Source organism: Rubeoparvulum massiliense (genome assembly GCF_001049895.1).
GTDB classification, from domain to species: domain Bacteria; phylum Bacillota; class Bacilli; order Rubeoparvulales; family Rubeoparvulaceae; genus Rubeoparvulum; species Rubeoparvulum massiliense.
In genome coordinates this window covers 166,689-186,466 of sequence record NZ_CVPE01000005.1, presented here as the reverse complement: position 1 = coordinate 186,466, position 19,778 = coordinate 166,689, and the positions used below count along the sequence as shown (strand labels likewise).

The window sequence follows — 19,778 nt, the reverse complement described above, 5'->3', positions numbered from 1 at the left end:
GAAGAGAAAAGCAAGCGGTTTGCCATGTGTGGAAGGAGATGGCCCAATTGGGTTTTTTCAAAAAAATCTTTGGCGATAGTAATGAACGGGATATTAAGAAGTATATGAAAAGAGTAGAAGAAGTGAATCGCCTAGAGCCGAACATGCAAGCGCTCAGCGATGTCGAGTTGCGCGGGAAGACGGAGGAATTCAGACAACGCTTGGCTCAAGGTGAGGATTTGGACCAGCTGATGGTGGAGGCCTATGCGGTTGTGCGGGAAGCATCTCGCCGTGTCTTAGGTATGCGCCATTTTGATGTGCAGATCCTTGGGGGTATGGTACTCCATGATGGCCGGATTGCGGAGATGAAGACTGGGGAAGGTAAAACCTTAGTGGCTACCCTTCCTTCCTATCTTAATGCATTGTCAGGTAAAGGGGTTCATGTTGTTACGGTGAATGATTACCTGGCTGAACGTGACGCCACACAGATGGGACAGCTACACCAATTCCTCGGGCTAACTGTGGGCTTGAATAAGCGAGAGTTAAATCCTGAACAGAAGCGGGAAGCGTATGCTGCCGACATCACATACGGAACTAATAATGAGTTCGGCTTTGACTATCTACGGGATAATATGGTGCTCTATAAAGAGCAGATGGTACAGCGGCCATTAAATTTTGCCCTCGTGGACGAGGTGGATAGTATCTTGATCGATGAGGCGCGGACCCCTTTAATTATCTCTGGGCAAGCCCAAAGCTCCACCGATCTCTATATGAAGGCTGCGCAATTTGTGCGGCGCCTCCGTGAAGAGGAAGATTATACGGTGGATATCAAGACGAAGAATGTAATGCTGAACGAGGGTGGGGTTAAGAAAGCTGAAGCAGCCTTCAATGTAGATAATCTCTATGATCCCTCACAGATGCTATTGAATCATCATATTACGCAAGCTTTAAAAGCCCAAGTCATCATGAAGCGAGACATTGATTATGTGATCGAAGAGGGCGAAGTGGTCATTGTTGACGAGTTCACTGGCCGTCTCATGTATGGTCGTCGCTATAGTGATGGGCTCCATCAAGCCATTGAAGCCAAAGAAGGCGTGAAGGTGCAGAATGAGAGCATGACGCTTGCCACCATCACGTTCCAAAACTATTTCCGCATGTATCAGAAGCTAGCCGGGATGACGGGTACTGCGAGGACAGAAGAAGAGGAGTTCCGCACCATCTACGGGATGGACGTGGTGGAAATCCCAACCAACATGCCGATGATTCGTGATGATCGGCCTGATCTCATCTTCAAGACACTCAATGGGAAGTACCGTAATGTGATTGAAGATATTAAAGACTGCTATCATCGTGGTCAGCCAGTACTGGTGGGGACCATTTCCATTGAGAATTCAGAGCTGCTTTCTGCTGCATTAAAGAAGCTTAAGATTCCCCATAATGTATTGAATGCCAAGTATCATAAAGAAGAAGCTGAAATCATCACGCAGGCTGGACAGAAGGGCACCGTTACCATCGCGACCAATATGGCTGGACGTGGTACGGATATCGTCCTTGGTGAAGGGGTTCAAGAACTAGGTGGCCTCCATATTATTGGGACAGAACGCCATGAAAGCCGCCGGATTGATAATCAGTTACGCGGTCGTGCAGGACGTCAAGGGGATCCTGGTTCCTCTCAATTCTATCTCTCCTTAGAGGATGACTTAATGCGCCGTTTTGGTGCGGAGAATATCATGGGGATGATGGATAAGCTAGGGATGGATGAGGATACACCCATCGAGAGCAAAATGATTACCAAAGCCATTGAAAATGCACAAAAACGGGTGGAAGGTAATAACTTTGATATGCGCCGTTATGTCCTCCAATATGACGATGTGATGAATCAGCAACGGGAGATTATCTACTCCCAACGTCGTGAAGTATTGGAAAAGGAGAATATCCGCGACATCGTTTTCGGCATGATGATGAGTCACATCGATGGGTTGATCGAGGTCTATTGCCCAGCGGAGGAGCTCCCTGAGGATTGGGATCTGACGAAATTAGTAGATCACTGTCATAAGACCTTTATCCGTTCTGATGCCCTCACTGTAGAGGACTTGAAGGGTAAAGAGCAGGATGAGGTTCGTGAGACCTTTCAACAGATTCTGGAAACCATCTATAATCAGAAAGAGAATGAAATTGGTGCAGAAACCATGCGTGAGCTGGAGAAGATTATTGTGCTCCGCGCTGTAGATAGTAAGTGGATGGATCATATCGATGCCATGGATCAATTACGTCAAGGGATCGGCCTGCAGGCTTATGCGCAGAAGAATCCATTGCAAGAGTACCAGTTCCAAGGCTTTGCCATGTTTGAAGAGATGGTAGCCCGAATCCAAGAAGAAGTGACGAACTTTGTGATGCGAGTTCAGGTACAGGCCAATGAGCATCTGGAGCGTCAATCCACTGTACAAAGTCAAACAGAGGGTCGGCAAGGACCTCGTCTCAAGGTGAGCCTTGATGGACCTGTTCCTGCTACCGCTAACCCTCCTCGCAATGTGCAGACGAATCAAGGTGGTCAAGAAGTGATAAAGAATCGGAAGCAGCGTCGTTTAGAAGAGCAAGCACGCCGTCGCACAGAACGTAAAGGCTGAGAAAGAAGAGATCAGGTTGAGTCGCTGGGTGTCTATTAGCACCCGGCGTTCCTGGTTTCTAGAGGTTGGTGGGTGGGCAGTGAATGGATAAGGATCTTAGGAGGTATGGATATGGAGCTGTATGAGCTAAAGCAGTTTATGGAAAAAAACAGCGAACGTCTCGCTGAATTTAGGAGGTCTCTTTGACTTAGACGAAAAGAAGCGTCGGATCAAAGAGTTGGATGAAATCATGGCACAGCCTGAGTTCTGGAATCAGCAGGAGCAGGCGAAGGGGATTATCACTGAGGTCAAAGGGCTGAAGGATGCCGTTGAGAAGATGGCCCACCTGCAAGGTGAGCATGATGATCTAGAGGTGTTATTACAGCTATGGACGGAAGAGCCTAGCGATGAGATGTATGAGGAAATGGTGGAGGAAGCTCAGACCTTGCAAAAGGAGATGGGACATTTCGAATTGGAATTGCTACTCTCTGAACCCTATGATAAAAATAATGCGATTCTTGAATTGCACCCTGGCGCAGGTGGGACAGAGTCTCAGGACTTTGCCAGTATGCTGCTTCGGATGTACACCCGTTGGGCAGAGGACCATGGCTATGAGGTAGAGACCTTGGACTATCTCCCTGGAGAAGAAGCAGGCGTGAAGAGTGTCACGCTGTTGATCAAGGGCTACAATGCCTATGGATACCTTAAGACAGAGAAGGGTGTGCACCGTCTCGTTCGTATTTCACCCTTTGATGCATCGGGTCGTCGTCATACTTCATTCTGTTCCTGTGATGTGGTTCCTGAAATCGATGATGATATTGAGGTAGATATTCGTCCAGAGGACTTGAAAATCGATACCTATCGGGCTAGTGGTGCAGGTGGGCAGCATGTTAATAAGACAGAATCAGCCATCCGAATCACGCATATCCCAACAGGTACTGTTGTAACCAGTCAGTCACAACGGTCGCAGATGCAGAATCGTGAGCAGGCCATGAAAATCCTCAAAGCACGTCTCTATGAATTAGAACGTGTAGAACAGGAGAAGCAGTTAGCCAGTATTCGTGGCGAACAGAAGGAGATCGGCTGGGGTAGCCAAATTCGCTCCTATGTTTTCCACCCCTATACCCTGGTGAAGGATCACCGTACCAATGTGGAGATTGGGAATACGCAAGCGGTCATGGATGGTGGCATTGATCCATTTATCGATGCTTATTTACGAACCATGTTAAGTAGGCAGTCCAATCGTTAATCTCACCATCATGGTGATGAACTGTAACCAAATCGCCAGCGCTCAATGAGAAGAACCTAGATAAAGGAAGATGGGGATGCAGCCAACGACGCAGTCTTTGACAACGCAGCAGAAGTTGAAGGAGTATCTCTATATTACAGCAGGTGCTTTTCTGGTGGCACTTGCCTTCAACCTGTTTTTGATTCCCGCCCGGATCGCCTCTGGCGGTGTTAGTGGACTTAGTATTATTCTCTTTGATATGACCGGAATCCGTCCAGCCTATATCCAGTGGGGTCTTAATATTCCCCTCTTTATTGCTGGGGTCCTTATTTTAGGAAAACAGTTTGGAATCAAGACGCTCTATGGGACTTTAGTGCTTCCCTTCTTCGTCTTCCTTACTGATCAGATGGTACCTCTTTCCCATGACCCATTATTATCTGCCTTGTTTGGTGGATTGGGCGTAGGAGCAGGCATAGGATTGGTTTTTCGTGGTAAGGCCTCCACAGGTGGAACAGACCTCGCAGCCCAGATGATTCATAAGTACACCCATTGGAGCTTGGGCAATATTGTGATGATGATTGATGGCATGATCGTTGCCACCGCCTTCTTTTATTACAATCCAGAGCAAGCGCTCTATGCTTTGGTTGCCTTATTCGTCACGGGAAGGACCATCAATCTCATCAATGTGGGGGGCGACTTCAGTACGCTGGCCTTGATCATTACCCGTGAAACACGCTCGGTTCAGCATGCGATCCTGACTGAGGTGAATCGGGGAGTCACGCGGATCTCCGCCTTTGGAGGATATACAGAAGAAGCGCGGCCCATCCTCATGTGTGTGGTGGATCAGCAAGAGTTAACCCATCTGAAGGATGTGGTGCGGACTCATGACCCAGATGCTTTCGTTATTGTAACCAGTGCCAATGAAGTCTTGGGGCAAGGATTCCAAGCGATGAAAAGATGAGTAACGTTTATCCATCAGTAAAAAGCAAAAGACCATCGTGGCAATCGCTGCGATGGTCTTTTTGTACCTGCTGTATGGAGATTAATCCAATAGTTTTTTTGCTTCTGCCACCACATTCTCCACAGTAAAGCCGTATTCCTTTAAGAGACGGTTACCAGGAGCGGAGGCACCGAAGGTATGAATACCTAGAATGGCACCCTCATCACCGACATAGCGTTCCCAGCCAAGGGGGTTCGCCATTTCAATGGCCAGGCGCTTCTTCACATTAGAGGGTAGCACGCTCTCTTTGTAGCTGGCATCCTGTTCAGCGAAGAGCTCCCATACTGGCATGCTGACGACTCGGGTAGCAATTCCTTCTTGCTCTAGTTGAGCTTTCGCTTCCATGGCCAGGCTCACTTCTGAACCAGTGGCGATGAGGATCAATTCAGGCTGACCTGCTTTGGCATCGGCAAGGATGTAAGCACCACGTTTCACATCTTCAAGGGCATTTTGCGTCTCCGCTAACACCGGTAAGCCTTGACGAGAGAGGACTAAGACAGTGGGACGATCGGATTGCTGTAACGCCGTCCACCATGCAGCCTTCGTCTCATTGGCATCAGCAGGTCGCATCACCAAGAGATTGGGGATGGCACGTAAGGAAGGAAGATGCTCAATGGGTTCATGGGTAGGACCATCCTCACCAACGGCAATACTATCGTGGGTAAAGATATAGACTACAGGCAAGCCTTGGAGTGCTGAAAGGCGTATGGCAGGACGAACATAGTCTGAGAAGACGAAGAAGGTTGCTCCGTATACATGTAAGCCACCATGGAGCTTCATCCCATTCAATGCTGCGCCCATGGCGAACTCCCGTACACCAAACCAAATATTGCGTCCTTCATATTGGCCAGGGAGGAAATTTTTCTCCTTCTTCATGAGTGTATTATTGGAGCTAGCTAAGTCTGCTGATCCACCGAAGAGAGTAGGGAGATGATCAGCTAGGGCGTTGATCACTTCACCAGAGGCAGCACGGGTGGCCAGTTTTTTTCCTGCTTCAAACTGGGGAAGCACTTCATGAAGCTTCTCTGGTAGCTTATCTGCCATGGCATCCTTTAGGACTTGGGCAGGTCCTGGGAAAGCATGTTCATACTCAGCAAAGAGTTGGTTCCAATCCTCTTCTGCTTGGGTACCTGCAGCTTTGACCTCAGCGAAGTGAGTACGAACTTCCTCAGGCACATAGAATGTCGGTTCCAATGGCCAGCCGTATTGCTCCTTGGTTAAGCGAACTTCGTCTTCACCAAGGGGAGAGCCATGAGGTCCTTCTTTTCCCCCTTTCCCCCCTTTATTGGGGCTACCATAGCCGATGGTGGTCTTTACTTCAATGAGGCTAGGGCGGGGGTCTTGTTGCGCCTTCGTAATCGCTGCTTCAATGGCGGCAAGATCATTTTCATTCTCTACCCGTTGCACCTGCCAGCCATACGCTTCGAAACGCTGTGCCACATTCTCGGAGAAGGCCATATTCAACTTTCCATCGAGGGAGATATCATTGGAATCATAAAGTACGATCAGCTTGCCTAATTGGAGATGACCTGCTAGAGAAGCGGCTTCTGATGCTACTCCTTCCATAAGATCGCCGTCGCCACAGATGGCGTAGGTATAATGGTCGACGATGGAAAAATGGGGCCGATTATAGGTAGCTGCTAGATGCGCTTCTGCCATTGCCATACCCACAGCCATGGCGATCCCTTGTCCAAGCGGTCCTGTGGTGGCATCTACACCAGCAGTATGGCCATATTCAGGATGTCCAGGTGTTTTACTGCCCCATTGGCGGAATTGCTGAATCTCCTCCATGGGTAAATCATAACCGCAAAGATGAAGCAGGCTGTAGAGAAGCATGGATCCATGTCCTGCTGAGAGAACAAAACGATCCCGATTAAACCAATGGGGATTGGTTGGATTATGCTTCATTTTTTTCGTCCAGAGTGTATAAGCCATGGGAGCGGTACCCATGGGCATTCCAGGATGGCCAGATTGGGCCTTTTCGATGGCATCGATACTCAAGGTACGAATGGTATTGACTGCCAATTGATCAATGGTTTGTGCCATTACCGAAACCCCTTTTCCTCATAATTTTCCAAAGTTCCGTATCAATTATCCTATAGAATCGGATCGAAAATCAATGTAGGGAAGAAAAAATGCCAGTATATCGCGAAGTGAATTGTAACTTGTCGTCAATTGCGTTATCATTATAACAAAGTTAATGATACGTTCACAAAATTTTCATATTTTAAATGTGGCGTAGGTAAGAGTAAAAGCAGTAGATATAAAGGGAGAATTGAGAAGTGGAGGATCGGATACGATGGGAAACGAGTCCATTACGCGCAATTTAACTTTACTTACTGATTTTTATCAGATGACCATGATGTCATCGGAGAAGGTGAATCCCGACCAAGAGGTGGTATTCGACATCTATTTTCGTCGAGCACCATCGGGCAGTCAGTTCGTCATTGCAGCTGGCTTGGAACAGGCCATCGACTACCTTAGAAATCTCCATTTTAGCGAAGATGATTTATCTTACCTGCGTTCTTTACAGGTTTTTGACGAAGCTTTTTTAGAGCGTCTTGCTAGTTTTCGCTTTACTTGTGAGGTTTATGCCATGCCAGAAGGAAGTGTTGCCTTTCCACAGGAACCGTTGATGCGAATCCGTGGTCCATGGTTTCAGGCACAATATGTAGAGACAGCGCTATTGACCATCATCAATCATCAAACCTTGATCGCCACCAAAGCACACCGTGTGGTTCATGCAGCGCAGGGTGGTCCCATTATGGAGTTTGGTGCGCGGCGGGCACAAGGACCTGATGCTGCCATCTATGGTGCACGTGCCTCCATTATTGGAGGATGTGCTTCTACCTCCAATGTACTGGCTGGTAAGATGTTCAACATCCCGGTTTCGGGAACGATCAGCCATGCTTGGGTCATGCGGATGCCCTCTGAATTAGAAGCATTTCGTGTCTATGCACAGCAGTTTCCAGATAATTGCGTGCTACTGGTGGATACGTATGATACGTTACGGAGCGGGATGCCCAATGCCATTCGTGTAGGTCATGAGCTCAGGGAAAAAGGCTATACCTTGAAGGGAATTCGCCTTGATTCAGGTGACTTAGCCTACATGTCCAAAGAGGCCCGCAAGATGTTGGATGCGGCTGGTTTAACAGAGACCAAGATCTTTGCCTCCAGTGATTTAGATGAGTACCTGATTCGTGAGCTCCTCATGCAAGGCGCAAAAATTGATGCTTGGGGTGTGGGAACCAAGCTGATCACCTCCAGTGACGATCCTTCCTTAGGTGGTGTGTATAAACTGATGGCTGCCGAGGAGGATGGGAAATTAGTACCGAAGATCAAAGTATCTGAGAACTCATCGAAGATTACCAATCCCGGCTTCAAAAAGGTGGTTCGTCTCATCGATAAGAAGAGCAGAAAGGCTATAGGAGATCTCATCATGCTCGATGAAGAGGAATTGGATATGAGCAAGGAGCTTGAGCTTTTCGATCCGGTGAATACCTGGAAACGCAAAGTGATTCGTAACTTTGAAGTACAGCCTCTCCTTGTGCCGATAATGAAGGATGGAGAGATTCTTTATCAATTCCCTACCTTGCAAGAGATTCAAGCCTTTTCGCGGGAGCAACTAGCCCTCTTCTCTGAAGAGCATAAACGCTTGACCAATCCACATCGTTATCATGTTGATTTATCAGAGAAGCTGTGGAATTTACGGCAAACCTTATTGATCGCTAGTGGAAGCACGAAGGATGGTGTTTGTCATCTCAGCGATCGTCCCAAGGAACTCTATCCTCAAAAGTAAGAAGCTAAAAATGACTGCAGCTGAGATCGAGTAGCTAAAGATATAATTGCAGAAAATAGTGAAATGAGAGACTACAAAATTGATGCTTGAATGCATCAATTTTGTAGTCTCCCTCTTTTTTCCTCCCAACCTCATTCTTGGACATGATATAATGGAAAACGACATACTTTGTTTGACACTATTATCATTAGTTTCGTAATTTCCGATATAAAAAATAGGAGCTTTTGCTGAAGAAAAATAATTTCCCGGGAAAGTATGGTGAAGACAAGGAATTATGTATCCCACTGTCGAAGTACCATGATATCCCAGTTAAAGTTACATCAAGGATAGGGATGTGAGAATTTTGATCGAGATGCAAGATGTGTGGAAGCGGTATCCTAATGGAACCCTTGCATTACAGAATATCAATGTGAAGATTGATGCTCATGAATTTGTTTATGTCGTGGGACCTTCCGGAGCTGGAAAATCCACGTTCATTAAATTAATGTATGCCCAAGAACGTCCAACGAAAGGGAAAATCTTCGTCAATAACTTCGATTTAGATCGGATCAAGACTCGACAACTCCCCAAGTTTCGCCGACAAATTGGCGTCATCTTTCAGGATTATAAGCTGCTACCAACACTAAGTGTATACGAGAATGTGGCCTTCGCTTTGGAAGTGATTGAGGTTCCACGGAAGGAAATTAAGCAGCGTGTTTTTGATGTGCTGGATCTTGTAAAACTGAAGCATAAATTGAAATCTCGACCCGATGAGTTATCTGGAGGAGAACAACAGCGTGTGGCCATCGCCCGTGCCTTGGTTAATCAACCTTCATTGGTGATCGCTGATGAGCCAACAGGTAATTTGGATCCTGATACCTCATGGGAAATTATGCAGATTTTTGAAGAGATCAATTTTCGTGGTACTACCGTGGTCATGGCAACCCACAACAAGGAGATTGTGAACAAGATGCGTAAACGGGTTATCGCCATTGAAAGTGGAACGATCTCACGGGATGAAGAGCGAGGTGAATACGGCTATGAAAGCTAGAACGTTGGGCCGTCACATTCGCGAAGGTAGTCGAAATCTGATTCGTAATCGGTGGATGACTTTTGCTTCCATTGCTTCTGTGATGATTACTTTGATTATTCTTGGTGTCTTCTTAATTTTCGCTATCAATATGAACCATATTGTTGGACAGGTTGAAAATCAGGTTGAGATTCGTGCCTTCTTGAATCGTGGCACAGATGCAGATACGGTGAAGAATATTGAAGCGAAAATGAAGGCGATTCCTCATGTAGCTGAAGTGAAGTTTATTCCCAAGGAAGAGGGCTTAGAAGCGCTCATTGCCAAGTTTGATGACGGGGAGCGTTATCTTGGTTCATTACGGGAAGAAAATCCACTCCCTGATGCATTTGAGATTCATGCAGATATTCCACAACGTACTTCCCTTGTGGCACAGGAAATTGAGAAGATCGATACATTTTATAAGGTTGAGTATGGACAAGGCAAAGTAGAAAAATTATTTAAGGCCACCACGACAATGCGCAATATTGGGATCGTCTTTATCGTTGGTCTCGCTTTTACTGCAATGTTTTTAATTGCCAACACGATCAAGCTGACCATTGTTTCAAGACGTAAGGAGATTGCCATTATGCGTCTGGTTGGGGCGACTAATAACTTTATCCGCTGGCCCTTCTTTGTGGAAGGCTTACTATTAGGGCTAATCGGAAGTTTAATCCCCATTACTCTTCTATCGGTGGGGTACTACTATTTGCTCGGTGCTGTCCATGGAGATATTAGTCTCTATTGGTTTGAACTGTTACCCATGAGTACAGTGGCGACTCAGGTCTTCCTCACCCTATTAGGGATCGGGATCTTTATCGGTGTATGGGGAAGTTTGGTCTCCGTCCGGAGATTCTTACGGGTATAGAAGCATTGTATAGAGATGATAAGACTGGAGGGAGAATTGATGGTGAGATGGGGAAAACGAGGCCTTTGCTTCCTTTTGTTATTGACGATTACCATGACCCTCTATGTTCCTAGTACAGCAGAGGCTGATGATGCTGTAAATCGTCTACAGCAAGAGATTCAGAAGCTGGAACAGAAGGCGAACCAGATCGAGCAGCAACGGAGCGAATACGAACAGAAACAGAATAGTATTGCAAAGGAACGGAAGGCACTAGAAGAGGAATTAATGCAGATCGATCTGCAGTTGAATGATATTATTAATCGGGTTGCTCAGCTAGATAAGGAGATTTCCCAAACGAAGGTAGAAGCGGAGAAGGTTGCAAAGGAATTGGATGAAGCCATCATTCGTGTAGCAACTCGGGATCGGGTCTTGAAGGAACGCGTACGTGCCATGTATGAAATGGGCGATGTAACCTACCTTGATGTTCTACTCCAATCGGAAGGCTTTGGTGATTTTCTTTCTCGAATGGAATCCCTCCGCCTTATTGTCGAATCCGATAAGCAGATCCTAGAGGAGCAAGTTCGAGATAAAAAGCTGGTAGAACAGAAGAAGCTTGAAGTGGATGCTCATTTAGTTCAATTGGACAAGCTTTATACAGAACAAGCCGAAAAGAAACGGCAATTTGAAGTGATGAAGAAAAATCAATCAGTTCGTGTCGCACAATTGCAAGCCCAAGAAGCTGAATTAGGGATTATGAAGGAAGAATTTGAGCAAGATTCGTTAGCCATCGCTCAGCAGATTGCTGCGAATCAGAAGAAAATTAAAGAGATTAAGGTGAAGGAGTACTGGAGTGGCGGTGCCTTAGCATGGCCTGTACCAGATTCTCATCGGATTACTTCACGTTTTGGTATGCGTTCAGATCCTTTTACAGGGAAACAAGCAGGCCATTCAGGACTGGATATCGGTGCACCCAGTGGTACAACCATCGTTGCAGCTGAAAGCGGTGTGGTCACCGTCTCAGGATATGTACGAGGCTTTGGCAATACGGTGATGATTGAACATGGTAATGGCTTAAAGACTCTATATGGACATATTCGTAATGGTGGGCTAAAGGTGGAGGTTGGACAAGAGGTGGAACGAGGTCAGAAGATTGCTGAAGTAGGCTCGACTGGTCGCTCTACTGGTCCGCACTGCCATTTTACCGTTTATTTGAATGGTCAACCTGTTGATCCAGAGCAGTATCTTGCAGGTCAATAATCAAACATGATAAAATACAGGTTCATAAAATATGCTAGATCACGTATACTAGGTGCATAGCAAAGAGAAAAGGTGGTGGCAAATCATGACTCCCTCTGGTAACAAGAAGGTATGGTATTCGATACTTGTGATCGTTATCGTGGTTGGAGCCACCCTGTTAGTTGCCAATATCGATTCGTTGTTTCCAAAAACAGATGCGGTCAATAGTGCTGACGACCCACGCATGGCTAATCGCAATGATCATGTGGTGGCTGCTTCGGGTGGAACGAAATCGAATGATGTTGACCTTTCAGGTATCAGCGATGATGAGTTAAAAAAGATTGTGGAAGCCTACAAATTGATCCAAGAGAATTATATGATTGAAGTAGATGACCAAAAGTTGGTTGAAGGTGCCATCCGTGGAATGTTAGATGTACTGGATGACCCTTACTCCGTCTATATGACACCAGAGCAGGCGAAGGAGTTTCAGAATTCAGTACAGTCCACCTTTGAAGGGATCGGCGCTGAGGTGAGTCTAGAAAATGGCCGTGTTACCATTATGGCGCCACTGAAGGGATCTCCAGCAGAGAAGGCAGGACTTCGCCCCAAGGATCAGATCATCTCTGTGAATGGCGAAAGTGTTGAAGGCCTCTCCCTCTATGATGCAGTCCTAAAGATTCGTGGCCCGAAGGGGACAGAAGCACGTCTGGGGATCATCCGTGCTGGTAGCAGTGAGCCGATGACCGTAACTGTGATTCGTGACACCATCCCCATTGAAACGGTGTATGGCGAAATGATCGAAGTAAAAGGAGTTAAGATTGGGAAGATTGAAGTCACCCAATTTGCTGAAAAAACTGCTTTACGCTTCAATGAAGAAGTGAAGCATCTAACAGATCAAGGAGCTCAGGGCTTTATTATCGACCTACGTGGAAATCCTGGGGGGTATTTAACCGCCGTTCTCTCCATGCTAGAGCGTCTACTACCACAAGACCAAGTGATGGTTCAAGTGGTAAGCCGTGAAGGAGATACGCAGGTATTAAAAACGAAAACCAAGGGTATTGATCAACCCATTGTAGTCTTAATTAATGAAGGAAGTGCGAGTGCCTCAGAAATTATGGCTGCTGCCCTTCATGATACTTCTGTCAAGGCTACATTAGTAGGTGTGACCTCCTTTGGTAAAGGAACGGTTCAAAGTCCTTTCACCATGGGTGATGACAGTGAGATCAAATTGACCATTGCGAAGTGGTTAACACCAAAGGGTGAATGGATTCATAAGGTGGGCGTCAAGCCTGATATCGAAGTGAAGCAGCCAGATTACTTTAACGCAACTATTATCCCACCTGATACGGTTTATCAATATGATATGATGAGCAACGAAGTAAAAAATCTTCAGATCATCTTAAAGGGGTTAGGCTATGAGCCTGGTCGTGAGGATGGTTACTATGATAAAGGGATGGAACAGGCGGTTAAAGCGTTCCAAAAAGCGAATCACCTTAAGGTAACAGGAAAAGTAGATGCGAAGACCGCAGAAAAACTACAAGACCTGATTATCGAATTGGTGAAGAATCCAGAACATGATCGCCAATTGCAGACTGGTATCCAAACCCTTGTAGAGAAGATAAAGAGCAAAAATTAACGTACAGGCGATCACGGAGCCATCTCCTGTGATCGCTTTTTTTACATGGGTTTTTGAATAAAGAGAGCTGGATATAGATAGTAAGCATTCGTGGAAGAGAGAACTGGAGGAGAAATTGTATGGAATCATTGGGCTGGCTACTGTGGGATTGGCTTATCCATCTACCTTATCTATTGTTACAACCATTTCTATATCTGTTCCTCCTTCTCACCTTTTTAATCTACCGCCGTCAGGTAGAGCTAGAACGATCCCTTTTTCACATTAAACTACATAGTGTTTGGGAGCGTTGGTGGAGTTCGGTTTTGCTTGGAATCTTAGCGGGGTTGATCTTCTCTGTTCTCTTCTTAGTCACCGGTCTAACGCTAAGGTTGGAGGATTTACTCTGGGTCGGAGTCTTAACGCTATTCCTCTCCTTCTTCCATGTACGCTTTCTCTGTTTGTCCTATAGTGGTGGAATTATCGGTATTCTTGCATTGCTAGCCCAATTATGGAATACTCCTGCTACCTGGCCAATGGTGGGTTGGTTCTGGCAGGAGATGGCTAGTATTCAGCTCTTCCCGTTACTCACCCTCGTAGCGTTTCTTCATATTGCTGAAGCAATTTTGGTGGGAGTTGACGGTGATTTTGCTGCTTCACCGTTGATCCTGGAAGGAAAGCGGGGACAGCTCCAAGGGGGATACTATGCAGAGCGTTTCTGGGTTCTTCCCATGCTTCTTCCTGTTCCATTTTTATGGGGTTGGGATGCCACCAGTCAGTTTCCAGATTCGTGGCCTATCTGGTTTGGTCAAGATGCTTCTTCCTTTCTCTTTCTCCCCATCCCCTTAATTATCGGGTACTCTCGATTAATCATGGCCCGTACACCTCAACAAGCCAAACGCTTGGCCATGTGGGAACTGCTCCTCTATAGTGGAGGACTTCTTCTCCTTCTCATGCTCGCTGTATGGTGGCAGTGGTTCCTCATCGGGGCTGTGCTCTGGACCATTGGAGGACATGAGTGGTTACACTATCGTCAACAAGCGTGGGAATGGCAGCACCGTCCTTATTTTGTCCAGAAGAGCTACGGGGTGAAGATACTAGCTGTTTTGCCGCAGAGTTCAGCGCAGGAGATGGGCCTTGAGATTGGAGAGCTTATTGTTAAAGTGAATGGGGAAGCGGTGAATAATCGCAAGGAACTCTATGCAGCGCTGCAGCAGCAAGGTACACAGGTCCACCTGGAGGTGGAAGATCTTAATGGGAATATTAAACTAGCTCAAGCCACCATCTATACAGGGGAGCACCATCAATTAGGCATCATCACTGCTCCAGATGAGAAGACGGAATTCTATGTGGATTGGCAAACCGAATCCCTCTGGAAGGTAATTCGCCAACGCTGGAAGCGAATACAACGAACCCATCAATCATCATGAGTTGAGTGTTTAGTTCGGTTACGATTATGGTCAATCATAGAAGTGAGAGGGAACAACATTTTCGAACGGTTGTTCCCCTTTTTCTTTGTTTTGCAGGAAGTGTGTGCTATAATAGTTGCTATCAACCAATTGTGTGGCGATAGGAGGAAGGAGTAGGGAGGATGGGAATTTTCCAATTGCAGTCGGAATTTACACCGCAGGGTGATCAGCCGCAAGCCATTGAACAGCTTGTGAAGGGCATTCAGGAGGGCAAGCGAATCCAAACCTTGTTAGGTGCTACAGGTACGGGTAAGACCTATACCATGGCCCAGATTATTAATCATGTGAATAAACCCACGCTAGTCATCGCACATAATAAAACATTGGCTGCTCAACTACATGCAGAGTTTAAAGAATTCTTTCCTAACAATGCAGTGGAATACTTCGTGAGCTACTATGATTACTACCAGCCAGAAGCGTATATCCCCCAAACCGATACCTACATTGAGAAGGATGCAAGTATTAACGACGAGATCGACAAGCTTCGCCACTCGGCAACAAGTGCTTTATTTGAACGACAAGATGTGATTATTGTGGCCAGCGTCTCCTGTATTTATGGTCTAGGTTCGCCAGAGGAGTATGGTGCCCTTGTCCTTTCACTTCGTGTCGGCATGGAACGGAATCGCGATGAAATTTTACGTAAACTCGTGGATATTCAATACCAGCGGAATGATATTAACTTTACCCGGGGCACCTTCCGCGTCCGCGGTGATGTGGTGGAGATCTTCCCAGCCTCTTACGGAGAGCAGGCGGTTCGTGTGGAGTTTTTCGGTGATGAGATCGATCGAATTACCGAAATTGATGTTCTTACAGGTGAGATCCTCGCAGAGCGGGAGCATATCGCGATCTTTCCTGCCTCCCACTTCGTCACACGTGAAGAGAAATTGCAGTTCGCCATTCAACGGATTGAGGCAGAGCTTGCAGAGCATTTAGCCGTTCTGAATGCAAAGGGGAAGCTCTTGGAAGCGCAACGCTTGGAGCAACGGACACGCTATGATCTTGAAATGATGCGGGAGATGGGTTATTGCTCGGGCATTGAAAATTACTCAGTTCATCTTACCCTCCGCCCGCTTGGCTCTACACCCTATACCTTGCTCGACTATTTTCCCAAGGATTTTCTCATGCTGGTGGATGAGTCCCATGTAACATTGCCACAGGTACGAGGAATGTATAACGGAGATCAAGCGCGAAAAAAGGTCCTAATCGATTTTGGTTTCCGTCTGCCCTCTGCGGCAGATAATCGTCCATTAAAGTTTGAAGAGTTTGAAAAGCATATCCATCAGATGATCTGCGTCTCTGCAACACCAGGTCCCTATGAGGAAGAACACGCTGAGGCTGTGGCAGAGCAGATTATCCGTCCAACAGGTCTGCTGGATCCTACCATCGATATTCGACCCATCCATGGACAGATCGATGATCTCCTCGGGGAGATTCATACTAGGGTAGAGCGAAATGAGCGGGTACTGGTTACCACCTTAACAAAGAAGATGGCCGAGGATTTAACCGATTATTTCAAAGAGATGGGCATTAAGGTACGCTATCTCCACTCAGAGATTAAAACCATTGAACGGATGGAGATCATCCGCGATCTGCGTCTAGGTGAGTTTGATGTGCTCGTAGGGATAAATTTATTACGAGAAGGCTTGGACCTACCAGAGGTGAGTCTAGTTGCCATCCTTGATGCGGATAAGGAGGGCTTCCTCCGTTCGCATCGCTCACTGATCCAAACCATCGGTCGGGCTGCAAGAAATGCCAGTGGTCATGTAATTATGTATGCAGATAAGATGACGGATTCCATGAAGCTGGCTCTTGATGAGACGGAGCGCCGGCGCAAGAAACAGATGGCTTACAATGAACAGCATGGGATTACACCGCAGACCATTAAGAAGGCGATCCGTGATGTGATTCAAGCCACCCATGCGGCAGAAGAGAAGGAAGATTATATCACGACCATCAAAGAAAAGTCCTATAGCAAGGATGAACTCCGTGAGATGATTACTCGTCTTGAAAAAGAGATGAAGGAAGCCGCCATGGCGCTGCAATTTGAGCGAGCAGCAGAATTACGAGATCTTATTATCCAGTTGAAAGGTGAACAGGGATGAACCAAGATAAAATTGTGATTAAAGGGGCACGCTCCCATAACCTTAAAAATATTGATGTGGTGATTCCACGCAATCAGTTTGTGGTTTTAACAGGTTTGTCAGGGTCAGGGAAGTCCTCCCTTGCTTTTGATACGATCTTTGCGGAAGGACAACGACGTTATGTGGAGTCACTCTCTGCTTATGCAAGACAGTTCCTCGGTCAAATGGAAAAGCCTGATGTGGATGCCATCGATGGCTTGAGTCCTGCCATCTCCATTGACCAAAAGACCACCAGTCGTAACCCTCGTTCAACAGTGGGGACAGTAACAGAGATCTATGACTACCTTCGGCTTCTCTACGCACGTGTAGGTCATCCAACCTGTCCTACCCATGGTATGGAAATCACTTCGCAAACCATTCAACAGATGGTGGATCGCCTGTTAGAATATCCAGAACGGACGCGCATGCAGATCCTTGCCCCTCTCGTGGAGGGTCGTAAAGGTGAGCATGCCAAGTTGCTGGAAGAGATCCGTCGTGAAGGCTATGTGCGGGTACGGATCGATGGAGAGACCCTTGATTTAAATAGTGATATTCACCTGGAGAAGAATAAGAAGCATTCCATCGCTGTGGTGGTGGATCGGATTGTGATGAAGGAAGATGTGGCCAGTCGTCTCGCAGATTCTCTGGAAACAGCATGCCGTCTTGCCGATGGTAAGGTATTGGTGGACGTGATGGGAGAAGAGGAGCTACTTTTCAGCGAGAAAATGGCCTGTCCGATCTGTGGCTTCAGTATTAATGAACTAGAACCACGTCTCTTTTCATTCAATAGTCCCTTTGGTGCTTGTCCAGAATGTGATGGATTGGGCACGAGAATGAAGGTGGATCCTGAGTTGATTATTCCTGATGGTTCAATCAGCATTGCAGAAGGAGCTATTGAACCATGGGCTGGGGTCACTTCTACATACTATCCTCAGCTATTGGCAGCCGCTTGCCAACATTTCGGTGTGGACATTGATCTACCAGTGGAGCAGCTGAATAAAGTAGCGCTCCACCAGATTCTTTATGGAAGTAAGGGAGAGAAAATTCACTTTGTCTATGAGAATGATAGTGGCATGGTGAAGGAAGGCGATGTGAGCTTTGAAGGGGTCATCCCCAACTTAGAGCGGCGCTACCAGGAGACGGCCTCAGAGTATATTCGTGAAATGATCGAAGGCTATATGAGCAAAAAGCCCTGTCCTCATTGTCATGGTCAGCGACTTCATCCAGCAGCCCTTGCTGTCTATGTAGGGGGTAAGAATATTGCTGAGGTCACAGCTCTTTCCATCGGTGAAGCCCTGCTCTTCTTTAAGGAACTCCAATTAAGCACCAAGGAGTATCAAATCGCTCGACTCATCTTGAAGGAGATTGAGGATCGTTTACGGTTCCTCATGGATGTGGGCTTAGATTACCTCACGCTGGATCGTACTGCAGGTACCCTCTCTGGCGGTGAAGCGCAGCGTATCCGCCTTGCTACGCAAATTGGGTCGAAGTTAACAGGCGTTCTCTATATCTTGGACGAGCCTAGCATCGGCTTACATCAGCGGGATAATGATCGCCTGATTCATACACTGGAGCAGATGCGCGATCTAGGTAACACCTTGATCGTCGTAGAACACGATGAGGATACAATGCGGGCTTCTGATTACATTATTGATATCGGCCCTGGAGCGGGTGTACATGGGGGAGAGGTCGTAGCCTATGGTACGCCAGAAGAGGTCATGGCTAACGAGCACTCATTAACAGGACAGTACCTAAGTGGTAAGAAGTTCATCCCCATACCAGCGAAGCGCCGAGAACCCAACGGTAAATGGCTTAAGGTCTATGGAGCGGAAGAAAATAATCTCCGTAAGATCGATGTGGCTATACCTATCGGACTCTTTGTCTGTGTAACAGGTGTCTCTGGTTCTGGGAAGAGTACCTTGGTGAACGAGGTGTTGCATAAGGGCGTAATCCGCGAGATCAATCATTCCAAGGTAATACCTGGTCAGTTCGAACGCTTAGAGGGCTTGGAGCATATTGAAAAAGTAATCGACATTGATCAGTCCCCCATCGGGAGAACGCCTCGCTCCAATCCAGCTACCTATACTGGTGTCTTCGATGATATCCGAGATCTCTTTGCCCAGACCAACGAGGCGAAGATGCGTGGCTATCAGAAGGGGCGATTTAGCTTTAATGTGAAGGGAGGACGCTGCGAGGCTTGCCGTGGTGATGGTATTATCAAGATTGAGATGCACTTCCTCCCTGATGTCTACGTTCCTTGTGAGATCTGCCATGGCTTGCGCTATAATCGGGAGACCTTGCAGGTTCGCTATAAGGGTAAAAATATTGCTGAGGTGCTGGAGATGACGGTGGAGGATGCCCTAGAGTTCTTCAAGCATATCCCGCGAATCCAGCGGAAGCTTCAGACTTTATATGATGTGGGACTCGGCTATATCCGACTGGGGCAACCAGCTACCACCCTCTCTGGCGGTGAAGCACAGCGCGTGAAGCTAGCATCGGAGCTATACCGTCGTAGTCGAGGACGCACTCTCTATATTCTGGATGAACCTACCACGGGCCTCCATGTAGATGATATTGCTCGCCTCCTTGAAGTGCTTCAACGTCTCGTGGAGAATGGGGATACCGTTCTGGTTATCGAACATAATCTTGATGTGATCAAGACAGCGGACTATCTTATCGATCTTGGCCCTGAGGGAGGAGATCGTGGAGGAACCGTGATTGCCACAGGCACACCAGAGGAAGTGGTGAAGGTGAAGCGTTCCTATACAGGGCAGTACTTAGCACGAGTACTTGCTAGAGATTAGATGTTAGAACATGATATAGTGGACATGGAAAAT

General features: G+C 46.9%; 12 protein-coding genes. 11 read left to right on the top strand and 1 reads right to left on the bottom strand.

Annotated features, from left to right (window positions below; all coding sequences use genetic code 11):
• Positions 1 to 38 precede the first annotated feature (38 nt).
• From secA to BN1691_RS06150, 3 genes are all read left to right on the top strand, one after another.
• Positions 39 to 2,606, top strand: coding sequence for a preprotein translocase subunit SecA (gene secA, locus BN1691_RS06160; protein ID WP_048601360.1), 2,568 nt, complete (start codon positions 39 to 41; stop codon positions 2,604 to 2,606).
• 111 nt (positions 2,607 to 2,717) lie between these two features.
• Positions 2,718 to 3,834 (top strand): peptide chain release factor 2 gene (gene prfB / locus BN1691_RS06155; protein ID WP_147545717.1). Its coding sequence is split into 2 segments (ribosomal slippage): positions 2,718 to 2,789 and positions 2,791 to 3,834, totalling 1,116 coding nucleotides; the frame shifts between segments, so codons are not numbered across the junction.
• A 76-nt stretch (positions 3,835 to 3,910) separates the two neighbouring features.
• Positions 3,911 to 4,774: a YitT family protein gene (locus tag BN1691_RS06150; RefSeq protein WP_048601358.1), complete on the top strand. Its 864-nt coding sequence runs from the start codon at positions 3,911 to 3,913 to the stop codon at positions 4,772 to 4,774.
• 81 nt (positions 4,775 to 4,855) lie between these two features.
• Here BN1691_RS06150 and tkt read toward each other — a convergent pair whose 3' ends face one another.
• Positions 4,856 to 6,859: a transketolase gene (gene tkt, locus BN1691_RS06145; RefSeq protein WP_048601357.1), complete on the bottom strand. Its 2,004-nt coding sequence runs from the start codon at positions 6,857 to 6,859 to the stop codon at positions 4,856 to 4,858.
• Positions 6,860 to 7,112: 253 nt separating this feature from the next.
• Between tkt and BN1691_RS06140 the strand changes: the two genes are divergently transcribed.
• The 8 genes from BN1691_RS06140 (at position 7,113) to uvrA (ending at position 19,745) form a co-directional block, all read left to right on the top strand.
• The gene (locus BN1691_RS06140) at positions 7,113 to 8,612 is read left to right on the top strand and encodes a nicotinate phosphoribosyltransferase (RefSeq protein ID WP_076850123.1); all 1,500 of its coding nucleotides are present in this window, start codon (positions 7,113 to 7,115) and stop codon (positions 8,610 to 8,612) included.
• A 343-nt stretch (positions 8,613 to 8,955) separates the two neighbouring features.
• The gene (ftsE, locus tag BN1691_RS06135) at positions 8,956 to 9,642 is read left to right on the top strand and encodes a cell division ATP-binding protein FtsE (protein ID WP_048601356.1); all 687 of its coding nucleotides are present in this window, start codon (positions 8,956 to 8,958) and stop codon (positions 9,640 to 9,642) included.
• A complete protein-coding gene (ftsX, locus tag BN1691_RS06130) occupies positions 9,632 to 10,525 on the top strand; it encodes a permease-like cell division protein FtsX (RefSeq protein WP_048601355.1) in 894 nt (297 codons plus the stop codon). Before ftsE ends, ftsX begins: the two co-directional genes overlap by 11 nt.
• Positions 10,526 to 10,564: 39 nt before the next feature.
• The gene (locus BN1691_RS06125; protein WP_048601354.1) at positions 10,565 to 11,761 is read left to right on the top strand and encodes a murein hydrolase activator EnvC family protein; all 1,197 of its coding nucleotides are present in this window, start codon (positions 10,565 to 10,567) and stop codon (positions 11,759 to 11,761) included.
• 85 nt (positions 11,762 to 11,846) lie between these two features.
• Positions 11,847 to 13,376: a S41 family peptidase gene (locus BN1691_RS06120; RefSeq protein ID WP_048601353.1), complete on the top strand. Its 1,530-nt coding sequence runs from the start codon at positions 11,847 to 11,849 to the stop codon at positions 13,374 to 13,376.
• 119 nt (positions 13,377 to 13,495) lie between these two features.
• The gene (locus BN1691_RS06115; protein WP_048601352.1) at positions 13,496 to 14,782 is read left to right on the top strand and encodes a PDZ domain-containing protein; all 1,287 of its coding nucleotides are present in this window, start codon (positions 13,496 to 13,498) and stop codon (positions 14,780 to 14,782) included.
• Between the two features lie 161 nt (positions 14,783 to 14,943).
• Positions 14,944 to 16,923 carry an excinuclease ABC subunit UvrB gene (gene uvrB, locus BN1691_RS06110; protein ID WP_048601351.1) on the top strand — a complete coding sequence of 660 codons (1,980 nt, stop codon included), beginning with the start codon at positions 14,944 to 14,946 and terminating at the stop codon, positions 16,921 to 16,923.
• Positions 16,920 to 19,745 carry an excinuclease ABC subunit UvrA gene (gene uvrA / locus BN1691_RS06105; RefSeq protein ID WP_048601350.1) on the top strand — a complete coding sequence of 942 codons (2,826 nt, stop codon included), beginning with the start codon at positions 16,920 to 16,922 and terminating at the stop codon, positions 19,743 to 19,745. Before uvrB ends, uvrA begins: the two co-directional genes overlap by 4 nt.
• Positions 19,746 to 19,778 lie beyond the last annotated feature (33 nt).

Excerpts from the sequence above, each read along its gene's own strand:
- BN1691_RS06150 (WP_048601358.1), top strand. The coding sequence starts at position 3,911 with ATGCAGCCAACGACGCAGTCTTTGACAACGCAGCAGAAGTTGAAGGAG.
- BN1691_RS06125 (WP_048601354.1), top strand. The coding sequence starts at position 10,565 with ATGGTGAGATGGGGAAAACGAGGCCTTTGCTTCCTTTTGTTATTGACG.
- ftsX (WP_048601355.1), top strand. The coding sequence starts at position 9,632 with ATGAAAGCTAGAACGTTGGGCCGTCACATTCGCGAAGGTAGTCGAAAT.
- uvrA (WP_048601350.1), top strand. The coding sequence starts at position 16,920 with ATGAACCAAGATAAAATTGTGATTAAAGGGGCACGCTCCCATAACCTT.
- tkt (WP_048601357.1), bottom strand. The coding sequence starts at position 6,859 with ATGGCACAAACCATTGATCAATTGGCAGTCAATACCATTCGTACCTTG.
- BN1691_RS06140 (WP_076850123.1), top strand. The coding sequence starts at position 7,113 with ATGGGAAACGAGTCCATTACGCGCAATTTAACTTTACTTACTGATTTT.
- uvrB (WP_048601351.1), top strand. The coding sequence starts at position 14,944 with ATGGGAATTTTCCAATTGCAGTCGGAATTTACACCGCAGGGTGATCAG.
- BN1691_RS06115 (WP_048601352.1), top strand. The coding sequence starts at position 13,496 with ATGGAATCATTGGGCTGGCTACTGTGGGATTGGCTTATCCATCTACCT.
- BN1691_RS06120 (WP_048601353.1), top strand. The coding sequence starts at position 11,847 with ATGACTCCCTCTGGTAACAAGAAGGTATGGTATTCGATACTTGTGATC.
- secA (WP_048601360.1), top strand. The coding sequence starts at position 39 with ATGGCCCAATTGGGTTTTTTCAAAAAAATCTTTGGCGATAGTAATGAA.